The organism is Amycolatopsis sp. cg9, assembly GCF_041346945.1.
In the GTDB taxonomy this organism is placed as follows: domain Bacteria; phylum Actinomycetota; class Actinomycetes; order Mycobacteriales; family Pseudonocardiaceae; genus Amycolatopsis.
In genome coordinates, this window is record NZ_CP166850.1 from 9,290,593 (window position 1) to 9,308,337 (window position 17,745).

Annotated in this window: 15 protein-coding genes; 14 read left to right on the forward strand and 1 reads right to left on the reverse strand. The window is 68.3% G+C overall.

From position 1 onward, the window contains the following. Positions 1 to 63: 63 nt before the first annotated feature. Entirely contained in the window at positions 64 to 807 is a 744-nt protein-coding gene (locus AB5J73_RS42605) for a hypothetical protein (protein ID WP_370964890.1), read from the reverse strand. 1,325 nt (positions 808 to 2,132) lie between these two features. On the opposite strand from AB5J73_RS42605, the gene AB5J73_RS42610 reads away from it, so the two are divergent. The 14 genes from AB5J73_RS42610 to AB5J73_RS42675 all read left to right on the forward strand — a co-directional run bounded on the left by AB5J73_RS42610 (position 2,133) and on the right by AB5J73_RS42675 (position 17,723). Further along, the gene (locus AB5J73_RS42610) at positions 2,133 to 3,338 is read left to right on the forward strand and encodes a hypothetical protein (protein ID WP_370964892.1); all 1,206 of its coding nucleotides are present in this window, start codon (positions 2,133 to 2,135) and stop codon (positions 3,336 to 3,338) included. A gap of 427 nt (positions 3,339 to 3,765) precedes the next feature. After that, on the forward strand, positions 3,766 to 4,035 hold the full coding sequence (locus tag AB5J73_RS42615) for a hypothetical protein (protein ID WP_370964894.1): 270 nt from the start codon (positions 3,766 to 3,768) through the stop codon (positions 4,033 to 4,035). Between the two features lie 427 nt (positions 4,036 to 4,462). Then, entirely contained in the window at positions 4,463 to 5,734 is a 1,272-nt protein-coding gene (locus AB5J73_RS42620; protein WP_370964896.1) for a DUF932 domain-containing protein, read from the forward strand. Positions 5,735 to 5,790: 56 nt separating this feature from the next. Continuing rightward, on the forward strand, positions 5,791 to 6,144 hold the full coding sequence (locus AB5J73_RS42625; protein ID WP_370964898.1) for a hypothetical protein: 354 nt from the start codon (positions 5,791 to 5,793) through the stop codon (positions 6,142 to 6,144). After that, positions 6,141 to 6,338, forward strand: coding sequence for a hypothetical protein (locus tag AB5J73_RS42630; RefSeq protein ID WP_370964900.1), 198 nt, complete (start codon positions 6,141 to 6,143; stop codon positions 6,336 to 6,338). Before AB5J73_RS42625 ends, AB5J73_RS42630 begins: the two co-directional genes overlap by 4 nt. A 356-nt stretch (positions 6,339 to 6,694) precedes the next feature. Continuing rightward, positions 6,695 to 7,048: a response regulator transcription factor gene (locus tag AB5J73_RS42635; protein WP_370964902.1), complete on the forward strand. Its 354-nt coding sequence runs from the start codon at positions 6,695 to 6,697 to the stop codon at positions 7,046 to 7,048. Positions 7,049 to 7,128: 80 nt separating this feature from the next. Next, on the forward strand, positions 7,129 to 7,890 hold the full coding sequence (locus AB5J73_RS42640) for a hypothetical protein (protein WP_370964904.1): 762 nt from the start codon (positions 7,129 to 7,131) through the stop codon (positions 7,888 to 7,890). 420 nt (positions 7,891 to 8,310) lie between these two features. Next, positions 8,311 to 8,673, forward strand: a complete 363-nt coding sequence (locus AB5J73_RS42645; RefSeq protein ID WP_370964906.1) for a hypothetical protein — start codon at positions 8,311 to 8,313, stop codon at positions 8,671 to 8,673. 158 nt (positions 8,674 to 8,831) lie between these two features. Beyond that, entirely contained in the window at positions 8,832 to 10,217 is a 1,386-nt protein-coding gene (locus AB5J73_RS42650) for an ATP-binding protein (protein ID WP_370973496.1), read from the forward strand. Further along, complete coding sequence (locus AB5J73_RS42655; protein ID WP_370973498.1) at positions 10,175 to 10,273, forward strand: hypothetical protein; 99 nt, start codon at positions 10,175 to 10,177, stop codon at positions 10,271 to 10,273. The genes AB5J73_RS42650 and AB5J73_RS42655 overlap by 43 nt, the downstream gene beginning before the upstream one ends. 369 nt (positions 10,274 to 10,642) lie before the next feature. Continuing rightward, positions 10,643 to 12,718 (forward strand): hypothetical protein, encoded by a 2,076-nt coding sequence (locus AB5J73_RS42660; RefSeq protein WP_370964908.1) that lies wholly within the window; start codon positions 10,643 to 10,645, stop codon positions 12,716 to 12,718. A 120-nt stretch (positions 12,719 to 12,838) separates the two neighbouring features. Beyond that, positions 12,839 to 13,774 (forward strand): PP2C family serine/threonine-protein phosphatase, encoded by a 936-nt coding sequence (locus tag AB5J73_RS42665; RefSeq protein WP_370964910.1) that lies wholly within the window; start codon positions 12,839 to 12,841, stop codon positions 13,772 to 13,774. After that, the gene (locus AB5J73_RS42670; protein WP_370964912.1) at positions 13,771 to 15,339 is read left to right on the forward strand and encodes a tyrosine-type recombinase/integrase; all 1,569 of its coding nucleotides are present in this window, start codon (positions 13,771 to 13,773) and stop codon (positions 15,337 to 15,339) included. Before AB5J73_RS42665 ends, AB5J73_RS42670 begins: the two co-directional genes overlap by 4 nt. Further along, complete coding sequence (locus AB5J73_RS42675; protein WP_370964914.1) at positions 15,336 to 17,723, forward strand: tyrosine-type recombinase/integrase; 2,388 nt, start codon at positions 15,336 to 15,338, stop codon at positions 17,721 to 17,723. Before AB5J73_RS42670 ends, AB5J73_RS42675 begins: the two co-directional genes overlap by 4 nt. The last annotated feature ends 22 nt before the right edge of the window (positions 17,724 to 17,745 follow it).

Genomic DNA, 17,745 nt, shown 5'->3' on the forward strand with positions numbered 1-17,745 from the left:
GCCTCAAGCTCCCGCCAGTCAGGAGCGTCTCCCGGATCCCAGCCGGACGAGAAAGGTGAGAGCTCAGCCGGCCATTTCCCGCACGATCAGCTGGGCATGAGCGAGCCCGGTGGCGTCCGCGCTGCCGACGCGTCGGGCGGATTCCTCCGCGCGCTCCAGGACACGCAGGATCATTTCGATCAGCGGATAGCACGATGGCGACTTCGGCGAACACAAGTTCGCCCCTGCGGCAGAGACCGCGTCTTGCGGCGGCGGGAGCTGGACCTGGCGCCAGACCTGCAGAGCGTTCTCGACCTGCTCGACGACGACGGGATCAGTCCTCTCCCGACGGTTGAGCCGCATGTAGAGGACGGTGAGCACGCTACGTAAGCCGGGTTCCTGGGTGGGCACGGTGGAGCGCTTCAGCGCGTCGTGCAGGGTGCTTTTGCTCACCGGCGCGTGCGGGAAGTGGTGCCGGGTCTCCTGCTCGATCTTGCGTAGCGTGTAGCCGGAATCCGACACCAGTGCTTTCAGGAAGTCCATGTACGCGGTCTGCGTGGTGATGGCTTGCAATCGCAGAGGCAGCGTGGGCGGCGAGCCGGACGTGAGTGACCGCCGAGCCCCGGCCGAGGAGAGCCGCTCAACCGCGTGCCGGTCGCAGGAGTCGGGGGTACCCGGCACCGCATGGCTCGCAGGGATGTCGTACCGAGCCTGGTCCCGCTCGAACAGAGCGCTGGTGTAGAGGCTGATCACCGAGGACATGTCGTCGGGGGTGCCGCAGCAGCCGCGGACGATCCCGATGTAGATGTCCATGTCCAGCAGCAGCATCGACTCCGGGTCCCAAGCCGATTCCACGACTCGGTCGGGTACGTCGGGCAGCTCAGACTTGATCTGCCATCGGTGGTTACCCACCGGTAGAAGCGCCATCCGGCGATGCAGTTGGCGGAGGGCGTGAGCCAGCGGACTATCCGGATCTGTGCTCACGCGCCGCCTCCGCTGGTCGGGAGGTGACGTGTCGGCCGGTTGCAGCGTGGTGCGCCGGCCGTGGCCGGCGGTGCGACGGCGTCGGGAAAGTTGGTTGAAGTGGGCCGGTGGCGTCGTGCTACGGGCAGCAGGCATCGCCACGTGAAGGTGTCGTACATCGTGGGTTTCCTCGAGACGGGGGATCTGTTGTACGCGGGTTCGCCGTTGACGACGTCTCCGGCGACGGCTGCAACCGTCGTGCTCCGATGACTGAGAGGCCTTGAACCCGGTTCCGATCGAACCGGACAAGTTGATCTGCCCACAAGCGGGGAGTGCATTTCCTCTGTCCGGGCCTGTCCGTCCAGTAATATCGAGTAAAACTTGACTGTGATACGGGTTACATGCCGGCTTACTCGTCAAGATCGCAAGAATTGACGTTTCTGCAGGCCAGGCGGGTTCGGCACATGCATCTGCCCGAGCATCGTGTCCGGCCGTCGCCCGGACGCGAGCAAACAGCTCTAGCCGTTGATCACCATCGCTGTTTTGATTCCAGATGCAAGTAGGAAGTTGCCCTGCGTGGCCCTCCACCACCGGCGCTTCCAGGCCACGGTTCCTCGACACACCCTTGAGACGGGGGTTGCAGGTCGAGTCGGTCGAGTACCTGGGTGGTTCTGCTGCAACGGAACCGCCCAGGGCTCGACATCCGCGCCGGCTCGCACCGTTGCCTACGCATCCATCCACTGCCGCCGACGCCGGTTCACTGTCCTTGCCTGGCCATCGTCACTCACCAGCGTCACACGACACGCCGCTATGTGCCCACGTGCCGCATCTCCCCTCGCGCACAGGTGTAACGTATCGTGACCGCGTGAACCTCATCGGTGGTTCACGGTGAACACCACGACCCGATCCAGTGAGGCGACTGTCATTCTCATTTTTTGCCTGTGACCGACGGCAGCGAACGGACACGAAGGAGCGAAGGTCGTGGGCAAGAATCAAAAATCTGTATAGCGTGTGAGCATCTGACGGTGTCGGGGGGCGCCTTGGAGAAAGTACTACCGAGAGTTTGTTTGTCAGTTCTCCCCTAATCGCGATCGGGGCTGCGCGGGGTGCAGGGGCAAAGCACCCAAGGGGAGTAGTGCTCGCTAGCGATCCGGTGCGTTGGAAGCGCCGAGGGGAGAAGGAACAGGCCAGTGAAGGCCGGAACTATTACATGCCTTGCCGGACTCAGGACAGCCCAGACGCCCCGCGGCAGGGGCCGCCCCGTCGGCCGCGCGCTGACCTGCACCGACGACTTCACCAACAAGAAGACCCTCAGCGCCGAGCATCGCCAGCTGGTGCTGTTTCTCGTGGTCGTACTCACCCGCGACGACGGCTGCCTGACGCGCATGTACGAGCGGATGATTACTCGACACGCTCACCAGCCCGGCCACTGGCTGCACGGCAAGACAGTCGAGCAGATGCAGAGCTCCTGCAGTAAGTACCTGGGCAAGTCGGCCATGTACCACCTCCGCTGGTACATGATCACTGACGCGTTGCGGGTCCAGGTCCCGCCCGAGCAGCTACCGACGATCCTTGCCTACGCCGCCGGCCTGTACTGCCGCGCGGCCGGCGTCGAGCATCCAGGCGGGGAGTATCAGGGAGAAATCACCGAACCCGCCTGGACCACCGACACCGTGGTCACCATCGACATGATCCAGCATCTGCTCACCGGTCTTCCCACCTCGGACGCTCCGGAGACTGGAACAGCCGAGGAGGTCTCCGGCGGAATCGAGGGCCAGCTCGATCCGATGCTGCTGGACCTGCTCGAGGAGATCGCCCAGCTGCGCGCCCAGCGCGACGACACCCAGGCCGAACTCGACAACACTCGCGCCCTGCTCAAGGCCACCCAAACCCAGCTGGACGAGGTCACCAAGGACCGCGACGCCTACCGGCAGATGCAGACCATCCTCAACCGCGGCACCTTGGCCCTCCATCGTCAGGTGGACCAGCTCCAGGAGGAGCTCACCGTACGACGGCGGGACCTTATCCTCAGCGACATCATCACGGAGAACGACCAGCTTCGAGACCGCAGCATCGACCTGGCCAAACAGCTGGCCCACCTCAAGAGCCAATACGCCACTCTGCTGCAGAGCAAACTGCTGCCCGACATCTCCCGCGACACCCTCCTTTCCGTCGCCCACGACCAGGCAGAAGCCGGCCTGACGCGGCGACACGGGCTGAACAACCTCGAAGTGCTGCCTACCGTCGCCGGCGGGTACGGGGACATGCGCATTCCCGGCTACGCCCCTTACGGCGAGCGCGCACCGGGACCGCGTTCGCTGAAGCCCCATCCACCACGGGCACCACGTCCGCCGCACCCCCGCTCGCCCCAGCCCCAACCGCCAGGTCCAGCCTGACGCGCCGCCAGTGTCCGCTCGCCTCGGCGGTCGTAACCTCGACCGCGATTGGCTTGCCGAGGTTGTTGAGAGCGGGGAAGAGCTGCAGTGCACGGCATCACCCGGACCCCGAGCCGCACGATTCCGGCATCAGACGAAGAGCTGTCGGAAACATAGGCTGTTCAGGTGACCTTCCGGTGTGGTCGCTTCAGCCACAACGACGTTACTAGCCTGACACCAGCAAGACCACCGCGATCGCCCAACTCGGCAAACACCGCAAGATCACCGCCCGTCGTCGCCGCGGCGACGTCCCGTACTGTTCCTGCCGGTCGTCTACATCACCGTCCCGCCAGCCGCGACCCCGAAGACACTGAACGGAGAGTTCGCGCGCTTCCCAACCTCCCGATCCGCCGCTACAGCAACCAAGCCCAGATCACCAGCAGCGCCTGTGACCTGCTCCACCACACCTGCACCGACCTTCGCGCTCGTCGGCGAAATCCACAGCATCGTCTTCCACACCCTCAATGGCGCCGAGGCTCCCGACCAACTGAAGTACCTCGCCGAACACATCGACGCCACCGTCGTCCACATCGGCATCGACGTCGCAACACAAGGCCTGTTCACCGGCATCAGCGGCCGCCAGATCGCCGGCCGGTTCAGCACGATCACCACCGGGCCCTTCGCAAACACCACGACCGTCGAACGCGACCACTGGTGAGCCCCCGTCGAGACGCTCGACCAAGCACTACGCCTACATCGCCCGACGCCCGGTGACCTCCTGCACCACGCCGACCCGCTCCACGACCACATCGGCCGCATGATCGACAGCTTGTCCCGTCGGATCCGCTACGCCACCGTAGTAGCCATCCTCAGCGGCTCGAAAACCATCACAAAGACCACTCTTACAGCGATCCGGCTTGACCCACGCAGCCGAGGACCCTCCGCCCGGTCACGGCGGCGCCCACCGGCAGCCGGCTGATGATCGCTATCGAGCCACTCCTGGGCTCGCACTTGTTCACTGTCCGCCCCGCCGACGGCGAGCTGAGCGCTCCTACCCCGCGCACCTCAACCCGGACAGCAACGGTCCTCAACCACATCACCAAGACTCCCGACGCCAGACGGCCGCTGATGCCGTTTCCGTACGAGTGAACATCGTGCTGGCGGCGTGCCGTCGGCGTGCAGATTGGGCGGTCCCGGTGCGCCGGGCGTTCGGCCATCGAAGTGTGACCGGGCCCGAGGGAACCAGGCCCGCGCCGGCGGTGCACGGCCACTACCCCGCGCCGCGAGCTCGTTCTGCAGCTCCGGGCCTGTGCACCGCCGGCGCCCGGCCTGGTGATCCGTGGCCGTCCACCCCGCGAGCCGCCGCCCTCTGGGTACCGGCTCGCGCCGCGCCACACCGAAAGGCGATCGTCGTGTCGAAGGAAACCAGCACGTGGCTCAACACCAACGTCCTCATCGGATTCACCGATAAGCGCGGCCACGCCTGGCACTACCGCGCCGAAGACCAAGGCACCGAACCCAACCACTACCCCGGCCCGATCCCCATCACCGACGTCAAACGGCGCCTGTTCGGCTGGACCGCCGAGCCAGCCCGGGTCTTCGTCGAAGACCGCTTCGGACTCCGCCTCGCCAACCACAACCTCGGAGTCACCGCCTCCGACACCGGCGACATCCTCGCCATCCACACCAACGAATACGGCATCCACCAGTACGGCACCTGGCTGCTGGACAACGTCGCCGCCCTCCTCGACGACGGCCTCACCATCGGCTCCGCCGGCCTGCTACGCGAACGCAAGCAAGCCTGGGTCAGCGTCGAAGTCCCCGACAACATCACCACCCCCGAAGGCGTGGAGTTCCGGCCCAACCTGCTGGCCTGCTCCAGCCACGACGGCAGCCTGAAGTCCCGCTACAAGCGGGTCGTCACCAACATCGTCTGCGACAACACCATGAACATCGGCCTGCGCGAGGACGGCCAGGACATCGCTGTCGTCCACAAGCGCAACAGCACCCTGCAACTGCTCAGCGCCCGCGAAGCACTGCATCTCGTGCACACCATCGCCGACGACTTCGCCGCCGAAGTCACGAAACTCTGCCAGACCACCGTCACCGACCGGACCTGGAAAGCGTTTCTCGACGCCCACACCCCGATCCCCCAGCAGCCGGGCCGGGGACGCACCACCGCCGCCAACAAGCGCTCCGCCCTCACCCGGCTGTGGACCAGCGACAGCCGCGTCAGCCCATGGAAGAACACCGGCTGGGGTGTCGTGCAGGCCGTCAACACCCACCTGCACCACGAAGCCGTCATCCGCGGCGCCACCCGCCCCGAACGGAACATGACCCGGGTGATGACCGGTGAGCTGGCCAAGCACGACCGCGCCACGACCGCCCTCCTGCACAAAGTCCTCGCCGCCGTCTGAGCCCTCACCGGTCCCCACTCTTCGCTTACCTCCCGCTACACGAGAGGACTTTCGTCATGAACTCCAGCACCTCCGTGCCAGTGGTGTGCGGCACCGACGGTTGCCCTGACACCGGGCACGGCATCTCGATCGCCGTGTCCCGTCCGAGCCTCTACCGCTGCCACGACTGCATCGCCTGCCTCGATGCCCTCGCCCCCGGCTGGGTCCGCGGGTTGCCCGATGCCCGCGCCTACGCCGACCGCAACACCGAACTCGGGCTCCTCGACGCCACGGCCCTGCGCGAGCAGGCCGCGCCGGTATTGGCCACGATCGGCGAAGCGCGGGACGCGTTCACGATGCTGGCCGACCTCGTCGGCCCGGCCTGGCCCGCGACGCCGTCACCGCGATCGTCAACGCCGGCGACCGGGTGATCGACTGCACCATCACCAACTGGTGGGCCGCCTACCGCCGCGCCGTCGGCAGCGTCCACCTCACCACCGCCGGCGTGTTCGACCGCTACGAACCCAGCACCCTCACCGGATCCGTCCTGCGCCCCGACCTGCCCGACGACGAGCAACCCGACAACGACTCCATCCACGCCGCCGCCGGCACCCTCATCACATAAACACCGATCGCGAACCCGCGGCCGATGCCGCGAATCCCGACCACCCGTGACCTCGCGGGCGGCGCGCGGCCTCGATCACGCGACCAGACCCCGCGGCACCGGTCAAGGCCCCTCCGGCGAACTCGACCTCCTGTGGGCGGACCCGGGCCTTGACCGGCGCCACGCCGGGCCCTGGATACCCGAGCCGTCCGCACACCATCCCGCACGAGGCCACCTGAATGAACCGGGAATCCCCGAATCGGCCCGCCCTGCCCCCGGGCGAGCCGAACCCCGGTTCGGGCTGGCCGGGTCAGCGCACGCGCCGCGCCAACCCGGCCAGCCCCCTTCGCCCGCCGCACGACCCCGGAGGTCTCACCATGACCCGAAGCACCGACCTGACCGCCACCGAACTGGAGGTCCTACGCGACGTCGCACGCGGTTTCAACAACATCCAGATCGGACTGCGACAATTTCGCTCAACCGAAACCGTCCGCACCCACACGAAGAACATCTTCGCGAAACTGCGGGCCCGCAACCGCGCGCATGCCGTCGCCATCGCCTACAACACCGGCATCCTCCACTGCCCGCTCCCCCACCTGCCGCTGACACAGCCGATACCGGCCCGTACCAATCCACCACCGTGCCGACGCAGCGCCGAGCTGACCCGACCGCCGGCTGATCATTCCGTAAAGGACGGTCTGCCGGTCGACTCCAGTGCCTCGTCGCCGTAGCACAGCGGGTGTACGGTGGAAGAAACCGGATCTTGGTTGGCCTTCCCCATGCATCGAGTGGCATGAGGACGGTGGTCACGATGACGCTGCTGCGGCAGAACCGCGAACTGAAACAGCTCGGGATCTGGAACTGGTCCCTACCGGCGTTCGCCGGAAAACTACCGGATGGCCGCAACTACAACGCGTGCCCATCGGCCGGGGTGTGCGCGCAAGCCTGCTACGCCCGCAACGGCACCTACCTCTTTCCGCAGGTGAAAGCGCGGCACCAGGAGAACCTGCGCTGGACCCTCGACGACCTGCCTGGCTGGCAGCACGCAATGCTAGATGAGCTGTCCCACACCCGGTTCGTCGACGCGTGGGTGCGGATCCACGACAGCGGCGACTTCTACTCCCGCACCTACCTATCCGCGTGGCTGGAGATCATGCGCGCCCGGCAGCACACCAGGTTCTACGCCTACACCAAGGAAGTCGCCGCGTTCCGAGACCTGGTCGAGCCGAACCCGCCCCGCAACTTCTGGTGGGTCTACTCCTACGGCGGCACCCAAGACTCCATATTGGACCCCGCTGTGGACCGGGTCGCCGACGTCTTCCCCGACGAGCAGGCCATCGCCGCCGCTGGCTGGCACTCGCAAGAAGAGTCCGATCTGCTGGCCGTCCTCGGGCCGGCACCGGTCGGGATCCCGGCCAACAACATCGCGCACTTCAAGGCCCGCCAAGCCGGGCGCCGATGGAGCCGCTGGCAAGCCGGCACCGACGCCGCCCGCGCCGCTCGTCGCACGGGCACCCGGTCAGCCACAGCGGGTAGCGACGACCGCGCGGGCACGTCCGGAAGCCCCCGGTAGCGCCGCCCGCGGCCACGGCAGCCGCTCCCGCAGACCACTCGCCACAATGCCTGGCAGCCGTGGCCCCGGTCCGCGCTGTCACCGGTTCCACGACGGGCCCACCCGGCCCCTCCGCCCCGCCGCGGTCGCGGTACCGACGAGCGGAGTCAGCCCGCTCACGTCCACGAGGGAGACCGAGACGATGTCGAACGAGTTGATGCCGAACCTGCGTGCGGTCGCCGACGTGCTCTCGGCCCGCCATGGCGCGCCGTCACGTCCCAGTAGGTCGGCGAAGATGCCACGCTGGCCAGCCCCGCCGGCGGCTACATCAGCGTCACCGTCGAACCACGCAAGAACGGGGATCGGCTGCTGCTGGAAGCCTGGCTGGACACCGACCTCAGCGCACACCAGCCCGCGGGCATGGTGCGACCATCGGCATTCGTGGCCCGCACCCGGCCCGCCCCTGCGGTCGGCAAGGACCTGGCCCGGCGCCCGATCCCGAAGGTCACCGAACTGATCGATGCAGCCCGGGACCTGGCGCACCGGCGTGAGTGCGATGCCGCCGACCTCTCCAGCGCCCTCGCCGCGATCGGTGTTCGCTTCGGCACCGCCCCGGCGGCCGGAGCGAACACCGTGTCGATCGGCACGTACGGTCAGCCGCTGTTCGCGACCGCGCAGGTGCTGCAGCCGATCTGGCGCTACCGCCAGCGCCAGGTGCGGTTCAGGATCGACGCCAGCTTCGACCACGCCCTCGCCCTGGCCGCGCTCGTCGGCCAACGCGCAGCTCCCGCCGTCGACCACTGACCGCCCGCAACGTCGGTGCTCAGGCCGACACCAGGTCGCCAGCGCGCCAGCCCTTCTCTTCTGCCGCCGAAATCCCCTTTGCCTCCTGAAAGGACACTGCCATCCACGCCCTCACCTGTGTCGTCACTCGCACCGACTCCCAACCCCGGATCGTCGACATCCGCGCCAACCTCAGCATCGGCGACGCCGAATTGCGCCTGCACGGCCTCAGCTCCGCGATCTCGCGCGAGACCCGCGACCGGGTGCGCGCGGCCATCCGCAACAGCGGCCTGTCCTGGCCCAGCGGCGTCGTGCACCTCACCGCCTCCACCGCGCGCCCACGCTCCGACGTCGACCTTGCCGCCGCGGCCGCCGCGCTGCTGGTCACCGGAGCTGTGCCGGTCCGGCGGCTGACCGCGACCGCGCTGATCGGCGAGCTCGGCCTCGACGGCACGGTCCGCCCGGTCCCCGACGTGGCGCCCCGCGCGATCGCGGCCGCCGACGCCGGGTTCACCCACCTGGTCGTGCCCGCCGCCACCGCCGCCGAGGCCAGCGCCGTCCCCGGCCTCACCATCATCCCCGTCACCTGCCTAGACGACCTGGTCAGCTGGCTGCGCGGCAACCCCGCTCCGGCCCTGCAGCCCGAACCCGGCAAACGAGGGCCATCAGAGACGTCCTGGGATCCCGAAGGCTGGGCCCGACTGTCCCCTGCGGCGGTCCGGGCCGCCGCCGCCGCGGCCGCCGGCGGACACCACACCGTGCACCTGGCCGCTCCCAACGACCCGGTCCTCCTGCTGCCTCGACTGATCCGGACGCTGATGGCCGACCTCACCGACACCGACGCCCTCGAGGTCAGCAGGTGGCATTCGCAGGCCGGTGAATTGCTGCCCGACAGCGGAGTGCGCACCCGGCCGCCCGGAGTGTCCCTGCACCCCACCGACACGATCGCCGCGATCGTCGGCTCCGTTAGCCGGCCCGGATTGCTGACACTCGCCCACCGCGGCGTCCTGACCGTCGAAGACCTCCCCGACTTCTCCGCCCGCACCCTCGAGGTGATCCGTTCGGAAATGCAGGACTGCGCGCTGCACGTCGCGGCTGCGGGAGGTGCAACGTCACGCCCGGCCGGGCCACGCACGGTGTTCACCGTGCGGGACTGCCTCTGCGGCTACGCCCAGGCCGAGAACTGCCGCTGCACGCCCCGGCGGCGTGCGCGCTACCTCGCGCGGATCCCGCTGTGGCTGCTGGACTGCACCGATCTGTTTGTCCGGCAGGTCACCGTCGCCGTGCCCGATCCGTCGCCGCCGTTACTGGAATCGCTGCGCGACGCCGTCGCCCGAGCTCGGGAGCGAGTCCGCAGCCGGTGGGGTACCGCACCGGAACCCGGGGCCGAGATCGACTACACCCACGCTGTCGCCGACCTTCCCGCCGGCACGGCGCAGGAGCTGGATGACGCGATCCGCGAGGGCCGGATTCGACCCGCACGGCGACGCGGTGCCTCAGGCTCGCCTGGACATGCGCCGACCTGGACGACCGGCCGCACCCGGACTTCACCGACATCTTGCTGACGCTCTCGCACCGAAGCGGAATGCTAAGCCTGCTGCGCAGCCCAGCTCCATGGTGAGCAGAAGCAGGAAACGAGACGGACAACCGAACTGCGGCAGCGGCTTGCTTGCGAGCCGGACAAGAGTAGAGAAGTCGCTGCTGCGCTCAGAAAAGCGGGCACGGGTGTTCCAGTCGGGCCGACGCACTTTAGCGGATCCTGGCGTCGGCGCAAGCCCGCCCAGTTCACGATCTCGGCTGCGGCCGTCTGGACGGGGCGGGCGTGCCGCCGACGCGGGCGGCCCCGCTCGGGCGAGTGCGTCCCGACCGGGACACCCGCACTCCGCTCGTTCTCCACCACTAGTCGGAAAACAGGGCGGCGTGCGGGGTTCGTGGCCGGTCACCGGGTTCTTCTCCGATGACCGGCCGACTCGTGTGAAGGAGCCCCTTCGTGACCAGCACGATGGATCTGCCGACCCAGCGCGACATCGACGACTCCACCATCACATCGGACACCGAGCTCACGCCGTCCAACCTGGACAGTGCCGCCACCGGTAGCGCCGCCACGGACGGCACGTCTTCGACCGACCTGGGTGACACCCCGCTCGACGAACTGTCCGACGAACAGCGCGCGGCGCTGCACGCCCGGTGGGACGCCGAGGTCGACACCATCATCTGGATCGACCCGCACTCTGCGCTGCTCGCCGAGAACGTGCGCACCGACAACGCCGAGGCCGACGAGGAAACCACGGCGAACTTCAAGGCCCATGGCGTCACCACCGCGTGCAACGGCTACCGCGACTACGACACCGGCGCCGTTGTGGTCACCGAAGGCAAGCGCCGGGTCCTCAACTCCCGCGAGGCCGGCTGCCTTTTGCCGGTCTGGATGAAGACGCCGCCGTCGGCCGACGAACGCAAGGCCACCATCGAGCGGATCGTCCACCAGTTCATCGAGAACGACATCCGCCGCGGGCTCACCCTGGCGGACAGGGCCCGCGGTTTCCAGCAGCTCGCCGCGTTCAACCTGACCCCGACCGGTATCGCCCGCAAGCTGGCGCTGGGCAAGAAGGGCAAGGCCTACGTCGAGAACGTCCTGCAGGCCGGGCAGAGCGAGCTGGCGCTCAAGGCCGCGGAACGGTTCGAGCTGGACCTGCTGCAGGCCGCGGTGGTCGCCGAGTTCGATGAGGCCGGTGACCTCGACACCGCGAAGGAACTGATCCGCATCGCGCGCGAGGCCCCGAACAACTTCGCCGTTTTCGCCGAGCGCAAGCGCGCAGAGCGCGCCCAGCACGAGCGGTTCGCCGCCCTGACCGAGGATCTCACCGAGGAACTGAGGACCGCCGGGGTCACGATCTTCGACGACTCCCTCTCGGCCTACGACGGGGACGCCCGCGCGCTCGACCGGCTGCGCCCCACCCCCGAGCACGAGCCCCGCACCGAGCTGACCGCCGAGGACCACGCGTCCTGCCCCGGTCACGGTGCGTGGATCGAGGAGGAGTACGACCAGGACGAGAAGCGGATCCCGGTGCCCGTCTACGGCTGCGCCGACTTCCTGGCCCACGGGCATGCCCTCAGCTACGCCCCGGCCGGCCGCGCGGACCTCACCCCCGTGGTGACCAGCTCCACCGGCACCTCCAGCGACCTCGGCGGCACGGCCGCGGCCGGCGACCTCGACGAGGTCGAGGCCGCCCGCGCCGAACAGGCCGCCGCCGAACTCGAGCGCCAGAAGGCGCGGATCACCCGCAAGTGGGTGATCCAGAACAACAAGGACTGGGACGCCTCCGAAGCACCGCGCCGGGAATGGCTGGCCGCGCTGCTGCAGCGCAAGAGCGCCCCGCAGGGTGCGCAGCTGTTCCTCGCCCTGCAGAAGGCCGCAGGCGGCTACGAGCTGCGGCGCGCCTTCGAACGCAACCACCCCCTCGCGATGACGCTGATCGGCCTGCCCGACGGAGCCACCCTCGCCGACCTGACCGAAAAGATCGCCAAGGCCCCCACCGCGGGTAAGGCCACGCTCTACGACCTGTTCCTCACCTTCTGCGCGATCGAGTCCGACCTGTCCCGCAACACCTGGCGCCACCCGTGGGGCTCCGCGCAGGCGTACATGGCCGCGCTCATCAGCTGGGGCTACCCGGCCTCCGACGTCGAACAGAAGGTGCTCAAACCCGAGACCGAGCAGGACGTCATCGCCGCCCAGCTCGGCAACCTCGACACCGCGGCTGCCAGCGACGGCGGCACGACCACCGACGGGGACGAGGCCGGCGTGGCGCCCGGCCACCAGCCGGACTCCGACAGCGACACCGACCCGGCCGGCCACGACTCCGACCGCGAGGCCGGGCCCGAGGACGCCGACCCCCAGGACCTCGACGAGGACGTCGCCGCCGCGGTGGACGGAGTCGACGTCGCGGGCATGGACGACCAGCACAGCACGGCGACCACCGTCACCGGTGACGACCTGTCCCGCCACGAGGAGCAGCCGCCCGGACAGGACACCGACGCCGAGGCGGAGCTGACCGGCACCGCGGTCTAACCGGACCGACCACCACCGCACCCGATTCCTCGCTGGGGCGGGCCCGCGCACCGCGACGCCGGGCCCGCCCCAGTCCCGTGCGTGAACGGAGTTTCCTCGATGCACCCGCACCTTCCGCCCGTGTTCAACCACATCCACCGCACCAGCACCTACGCCGCCGGGCACCACCCCGTCTGGCCGCACGCCCCGCTGCCGCCCGGCCCGCGCTGGACGCACGCCACCTGCCGCTGCGGGTGGGCCGAGATCGCCGAATCCCACAGCGACGCTCGCGTCCTGGCCCGCCACCACCGCCGCTACGCCGCCGACCACCCGGCCTTCTTGCCCGGTGCGGCGCTGCGGATCGGCGGCCGCGCCCACCAGGCCGACGCCACCGGCACCCACGTCTCCACCACCGGCATCCGCCACGGCTGGGCCCTCGCCGACGGCATCGGCGACAGCGCCCTGGCCGCTCACGCCGCCGGCAGCGCCGCGGCCACAGCCGCCTACGTCGCCGCCGACCGCGGTGCCGTCGCCGGGCTGCTCGCCGACACCGGGACCCTCGCCGCCCTGCTCGGTGGCGACACCGTCATGGTCGTCGCCGCGCCGCTCCCGCCCGAGCAGGGTGGTGGGTGGGACGTGGCGTGGGTCGGGGACTGCCGCGCCTACGAATACGACCCGGACACCGACGTCCTCACCCAGCTCACCGTCGGCCACACCGAAGGCCAGGAGCTTCGCGACAGCCTCGCCGAGCGCTACCGGGACCGGCCGCAGGACCTCGAGGAGCTGGCCGCCCGGCAGGACAACGTCGTCACCAGCTCCGTGGCCACCGCCGACCACGACACCCTCGGCCACGTCACCACGACCGGGCCGCGGCGTCGGTTGCTGCTGAACAGCGACGGCGTCCACAAACCCACACCGCACGCATCCCTCGTCCGCGCGGTCCGGACATTCAGCGACCCGAGGGCGTGCGCGAACCGGCTGACACTGGCCGCCCGGCACTCCCGCGGCACCGACAATGCCGCCGCCGTGGTCATCGACCCTGTACCCGCCCCGACCGCGGCGGAGCTGGTGCCATGACCACCCCGACGACGACTGCGCGCTCAGCCACGCTCGTCACCGGCACTGACCGCCTGCTCAGCGCCGCGTTGGACGCAGCAGGACGTGGGTGGCCGGTGTTCCCGCTCGCTCCGCGCAGCAAAAGACCCGCCATTCCCGAGTGGCAGCAGCGGGCGACCTGCGATCCCGACCGCATCGTCCGGTGGTGGACCCGCCACCCGACCCACAACCTGTTGACCGGACTAACGAACGACACGCCGTCGCATGTGGCGCGCGCAAGGTGGCTGACCGGTAGGACTCCCGGATCTCTGGATTCGGGAGGCTTCATGGAACTCAATCAACCCATGCGTGCTGATGCGTGTCCGAAGACGCTGCCACGGTGGGGGCGAGTAGAGGCGGTCGACGGTGTCGTGCCGTGGCTAGTCGTCGATGACCACGGCAACCCGGTCGAGCCGATCCGGCGATTCCTGCTCGATTTCGTGGCGAGCGGCTACAGCCGCGGCTCGGTGCGCAGCTACTCCTACGGGCTGCTGCGGTGGTGGCGGTGGCTGCTGGTCGACGACGTCGCCTGGGACAGGGCGACATCGAACGAGGTTCGCGGTCTGGTGCTGTGGATGCTGTCGGCGGACAAGCCTCGGCGCGCGGGTCGCACGGAATCGACGGCGACCGTCGGGACCGTCAATGTGATCACGCGCAAGCAGCACCTCAACGACGGTTATCAGCCGCGGACCATTCGCCATTCCAATGCGGTGATCCGCTCTTTCTACGAGTTCTGGCTTGACCTTGGGGAGCCCGGTGGGCCGTTGATCAACCCGGTTCCGTTGCGGGGCAAGCGTGGTGCTCGCGCGAACGAGCACCACAATCCTCTCCAGCCGTGGCGAGCCGAGGGACAACTGCGCTACAACCCGAGCGTTCCGAAGCGGAAGCCACGCGCGATGAGCGACCAGCAGTGGTTCGATCTGTTCGGTGCGCTGCGGTCCAATCGGGACCGGGCGATCCTCGCCGTGGCCGTGAGCAGCGCCGCGCGGGCCGCCGAACTGCTGGGTGTCCGGCCGGCTGACTTGGACTGGGGTGGGCAGCTGGTCCGGGTGATCCGCAAGGGCACCGCTGCGGAGCAATGGCTGCCGGCGAGCGCGGAGGCGTTTGTCTGGATCCGTTGCTATCTCGCCGATCTCGGGCAGCCGCTGGAACCTTCAGATCGGTTGTGGCAGACGCTTCGCCGCCGGGACTACGGCGCTGGGCAGGCGCGTCAGCCGTTGAACTACGAGGCGCTGCGGGCGGTGCTCCGGCGCGTCAACGCTCTACTGGGCAGCAATTGGTCGATGCACGACCTGCGGCACACCGCTGCACTGCGGATGAGTCGTGATGAGTCCTTGTCCATGCGCGACGTGCAGATCATCCTCGGGCACGCCCATCTCAGCACTACAGCCGACATCTACTTGGTCGAGGACGAAGCCGAGATCGTCCAGAGGGTGCACGAGCACTTTGCCCGGCGCAGCAAGCAGCCTCACCACCCTGCTCCTCCTGCGGCGGCCGGATACGACGAGCACGACCTGGCCGTGCTGTTCGGCAGGACCGCCCGATGACACTCGCAGACTCCTCGGTGATCGACGACCGGACGAGCAGCGACCGCATCTGTCCCGGCCACCCCACCGGTCCGCATGACTTGTTTACCACGGAGGACATTCTGCAGCGGCTGCCGACACTGCCGTGCTGGTCCGAACCGGACCGCAGTTCCTTCGGGCGGCGGCTGAGGGGCGCGAACCGGCTGCTGGAATGGCTGTCCACCATGCCGGGGAAAGGATGGCAGCAACGGTGGTCCGCGGCCGGCTGCGACCATCAGCCCTGCTGGATCGAGCAGGTCACCGCCGGTGACTGGCGCGGCCGGCCGACCAGTCTCGCCGAACTGCGCGCCGGGCTGAACTGGCTGTTCTTGGCTCGCGTCGTGCAACCCAGCTACGAATACTTCATCTGCAACACGACCTACCTGCTGTTCGAATTGGCACCGCGGGTGGTCAGCGCCGACCTCTTCGCCCGCGTCGCCGAGGCGAGCACCGGGCTACTGACGCGCCACCAGAAGGAAGCCAACAACACGCTCGTCAAGATCCTGATACACACCGGCAAAGACCTCAGCCAGATCAACGCGGCTGATCTGCTGGAATTCCGGGCTTGGCACCGCGCGCGGGGAAAGAAGCCCGAAGGGGTCAACAACGCCTGGGACCTTCTCCGGGAAACCGGATTGCTCGATGCCGACCAGACACTGTTCGAAACCAGCCGCACAGGCCAGAAGTCGCCCAGCGAGCTGGTCGACTTCTACAACCTCCGCAGCGCCAACGTCCGTCAGGCGCTGATCCGCTACCTCGAGGAACGCCAACCCCACCTGGACTACGCCTCGCTGCGCGGAATCACCGGGGCGTTGGCCGGCACATTCTGGGCTGACATCGAACGTCACCATCCCGGTATCGACAGCCTTGAACTGCCCGAACCGGTCGCCACAGCCTGGAAGGAACGCCTGTCGTTCGTCCACACCGCCGACGGGCGAACACGGCCTCGCAAGAGCAAGCTCGACATCCTGACCACCGTCCGCGCGTTCTACCTGGATCTGCAGGAATGGGCGCACAACGACGCCAGCTGGGCACAATGGGCCGTGCGCTGCCCCGTCCGCCGCGGCGACACCAACGGAATCGTCAAGGCCCGCAGGCAAGCCACCGCGCAGATGCACCAACGCGTCCGCGAACGGCTTCCGCAGCTGCACGTCCTCGTCGACACGGCCGAACAGCATCTCACGCACCCGCAAGCACTACTCGCCACCGCCCGCACGATCGTGGGCAATGAGCAGTTCACTCACAACGGACACCTCTACCGCCGCGTCATCCCCGTCGACGCCGGCACACCCCGCCACGGACGCGGCGACCACAACACCCTTCCCGTCGAACATATCGACTCCGGAACCCGCATCGACCTACTTCAGAGCGAGCGGGATGCTTTCTGGAGCTGGGCGATCATCGAGACCTTCCGCCACACCGGGGTCAGGATCGAAGAACTGCTCGAGATCACGCATCTCGCGCTCGTCACCTACGTCCTACCCGATACGGGAGAAGTCGTTCCGCTGTTGCAGATCGTTCCCTCCAAAGGCAACGAGGAGCGACTCCTGCTGGTCAGTCCCGAGCTTGCCAGTGTCCTGGCAACCATCATCACCCGCCTTCGTCAGGAGAACGGCAGCACCATCGCGCTGACGTCACGCTACGACATCCACGAACGCGTCAACGGCCCCTACCTTCCGCACCTTTTCCAACGCAGAGTCGGCAGTCACTGGCGCGTCTTCAGCTATCACACCGTCCACCGGCTACTCAACGACACCGTCACGCGGACGGGACTCCGTGACGCCGCAGGCGAGCCGTTGCGATTCACCCCGCACGACTTCCGCAGAATCTTCGCGACCGAAGCAGTCACCGGCGGACTGCCCGTCCACATCGCCGCCCGGCTTCTCGGCCACAGCTCCGTCGCCACCACACAGTCCTACCTCGCAGTTTTCCAGGACGACCTCGTCCGCTCATACCGTGCATTCCTCGACGCTCGCCGCGCCGTCCGCCCCGAAGCCGAGTACCGCGAGCCAACCAGCGAGGAGTGGGCCGAGTTCGAGCAGCACTTCCAGCTCCGCAAGCTCGAGCTCGGCACCTGCGGTCGCCCATACGGCAGTCCCTGCCAGCACGAACACGCCTGCATCCGATGCCCGATGCTGCGAGTCGATCCCCAGCAACGTCCACGACTTGTCGCGATCGCCCGCAACCTCACCGACCGCATCACCGAAGCGAGGCAAAACCGCTGGCTCGGCGAAGTCCGCGGACTCGAAACCAGTCTCGCTGCGGCAAAAGCCAAACTGGTCAGCCTCGACCGAGCGGCCCGCACCACGACGGGAACGCTCACCGACCTCGGTATTCCCCAGCTTCCGCCACGCCACGAGCACTAGCGCCTGCTGACGTCCCGAGTCA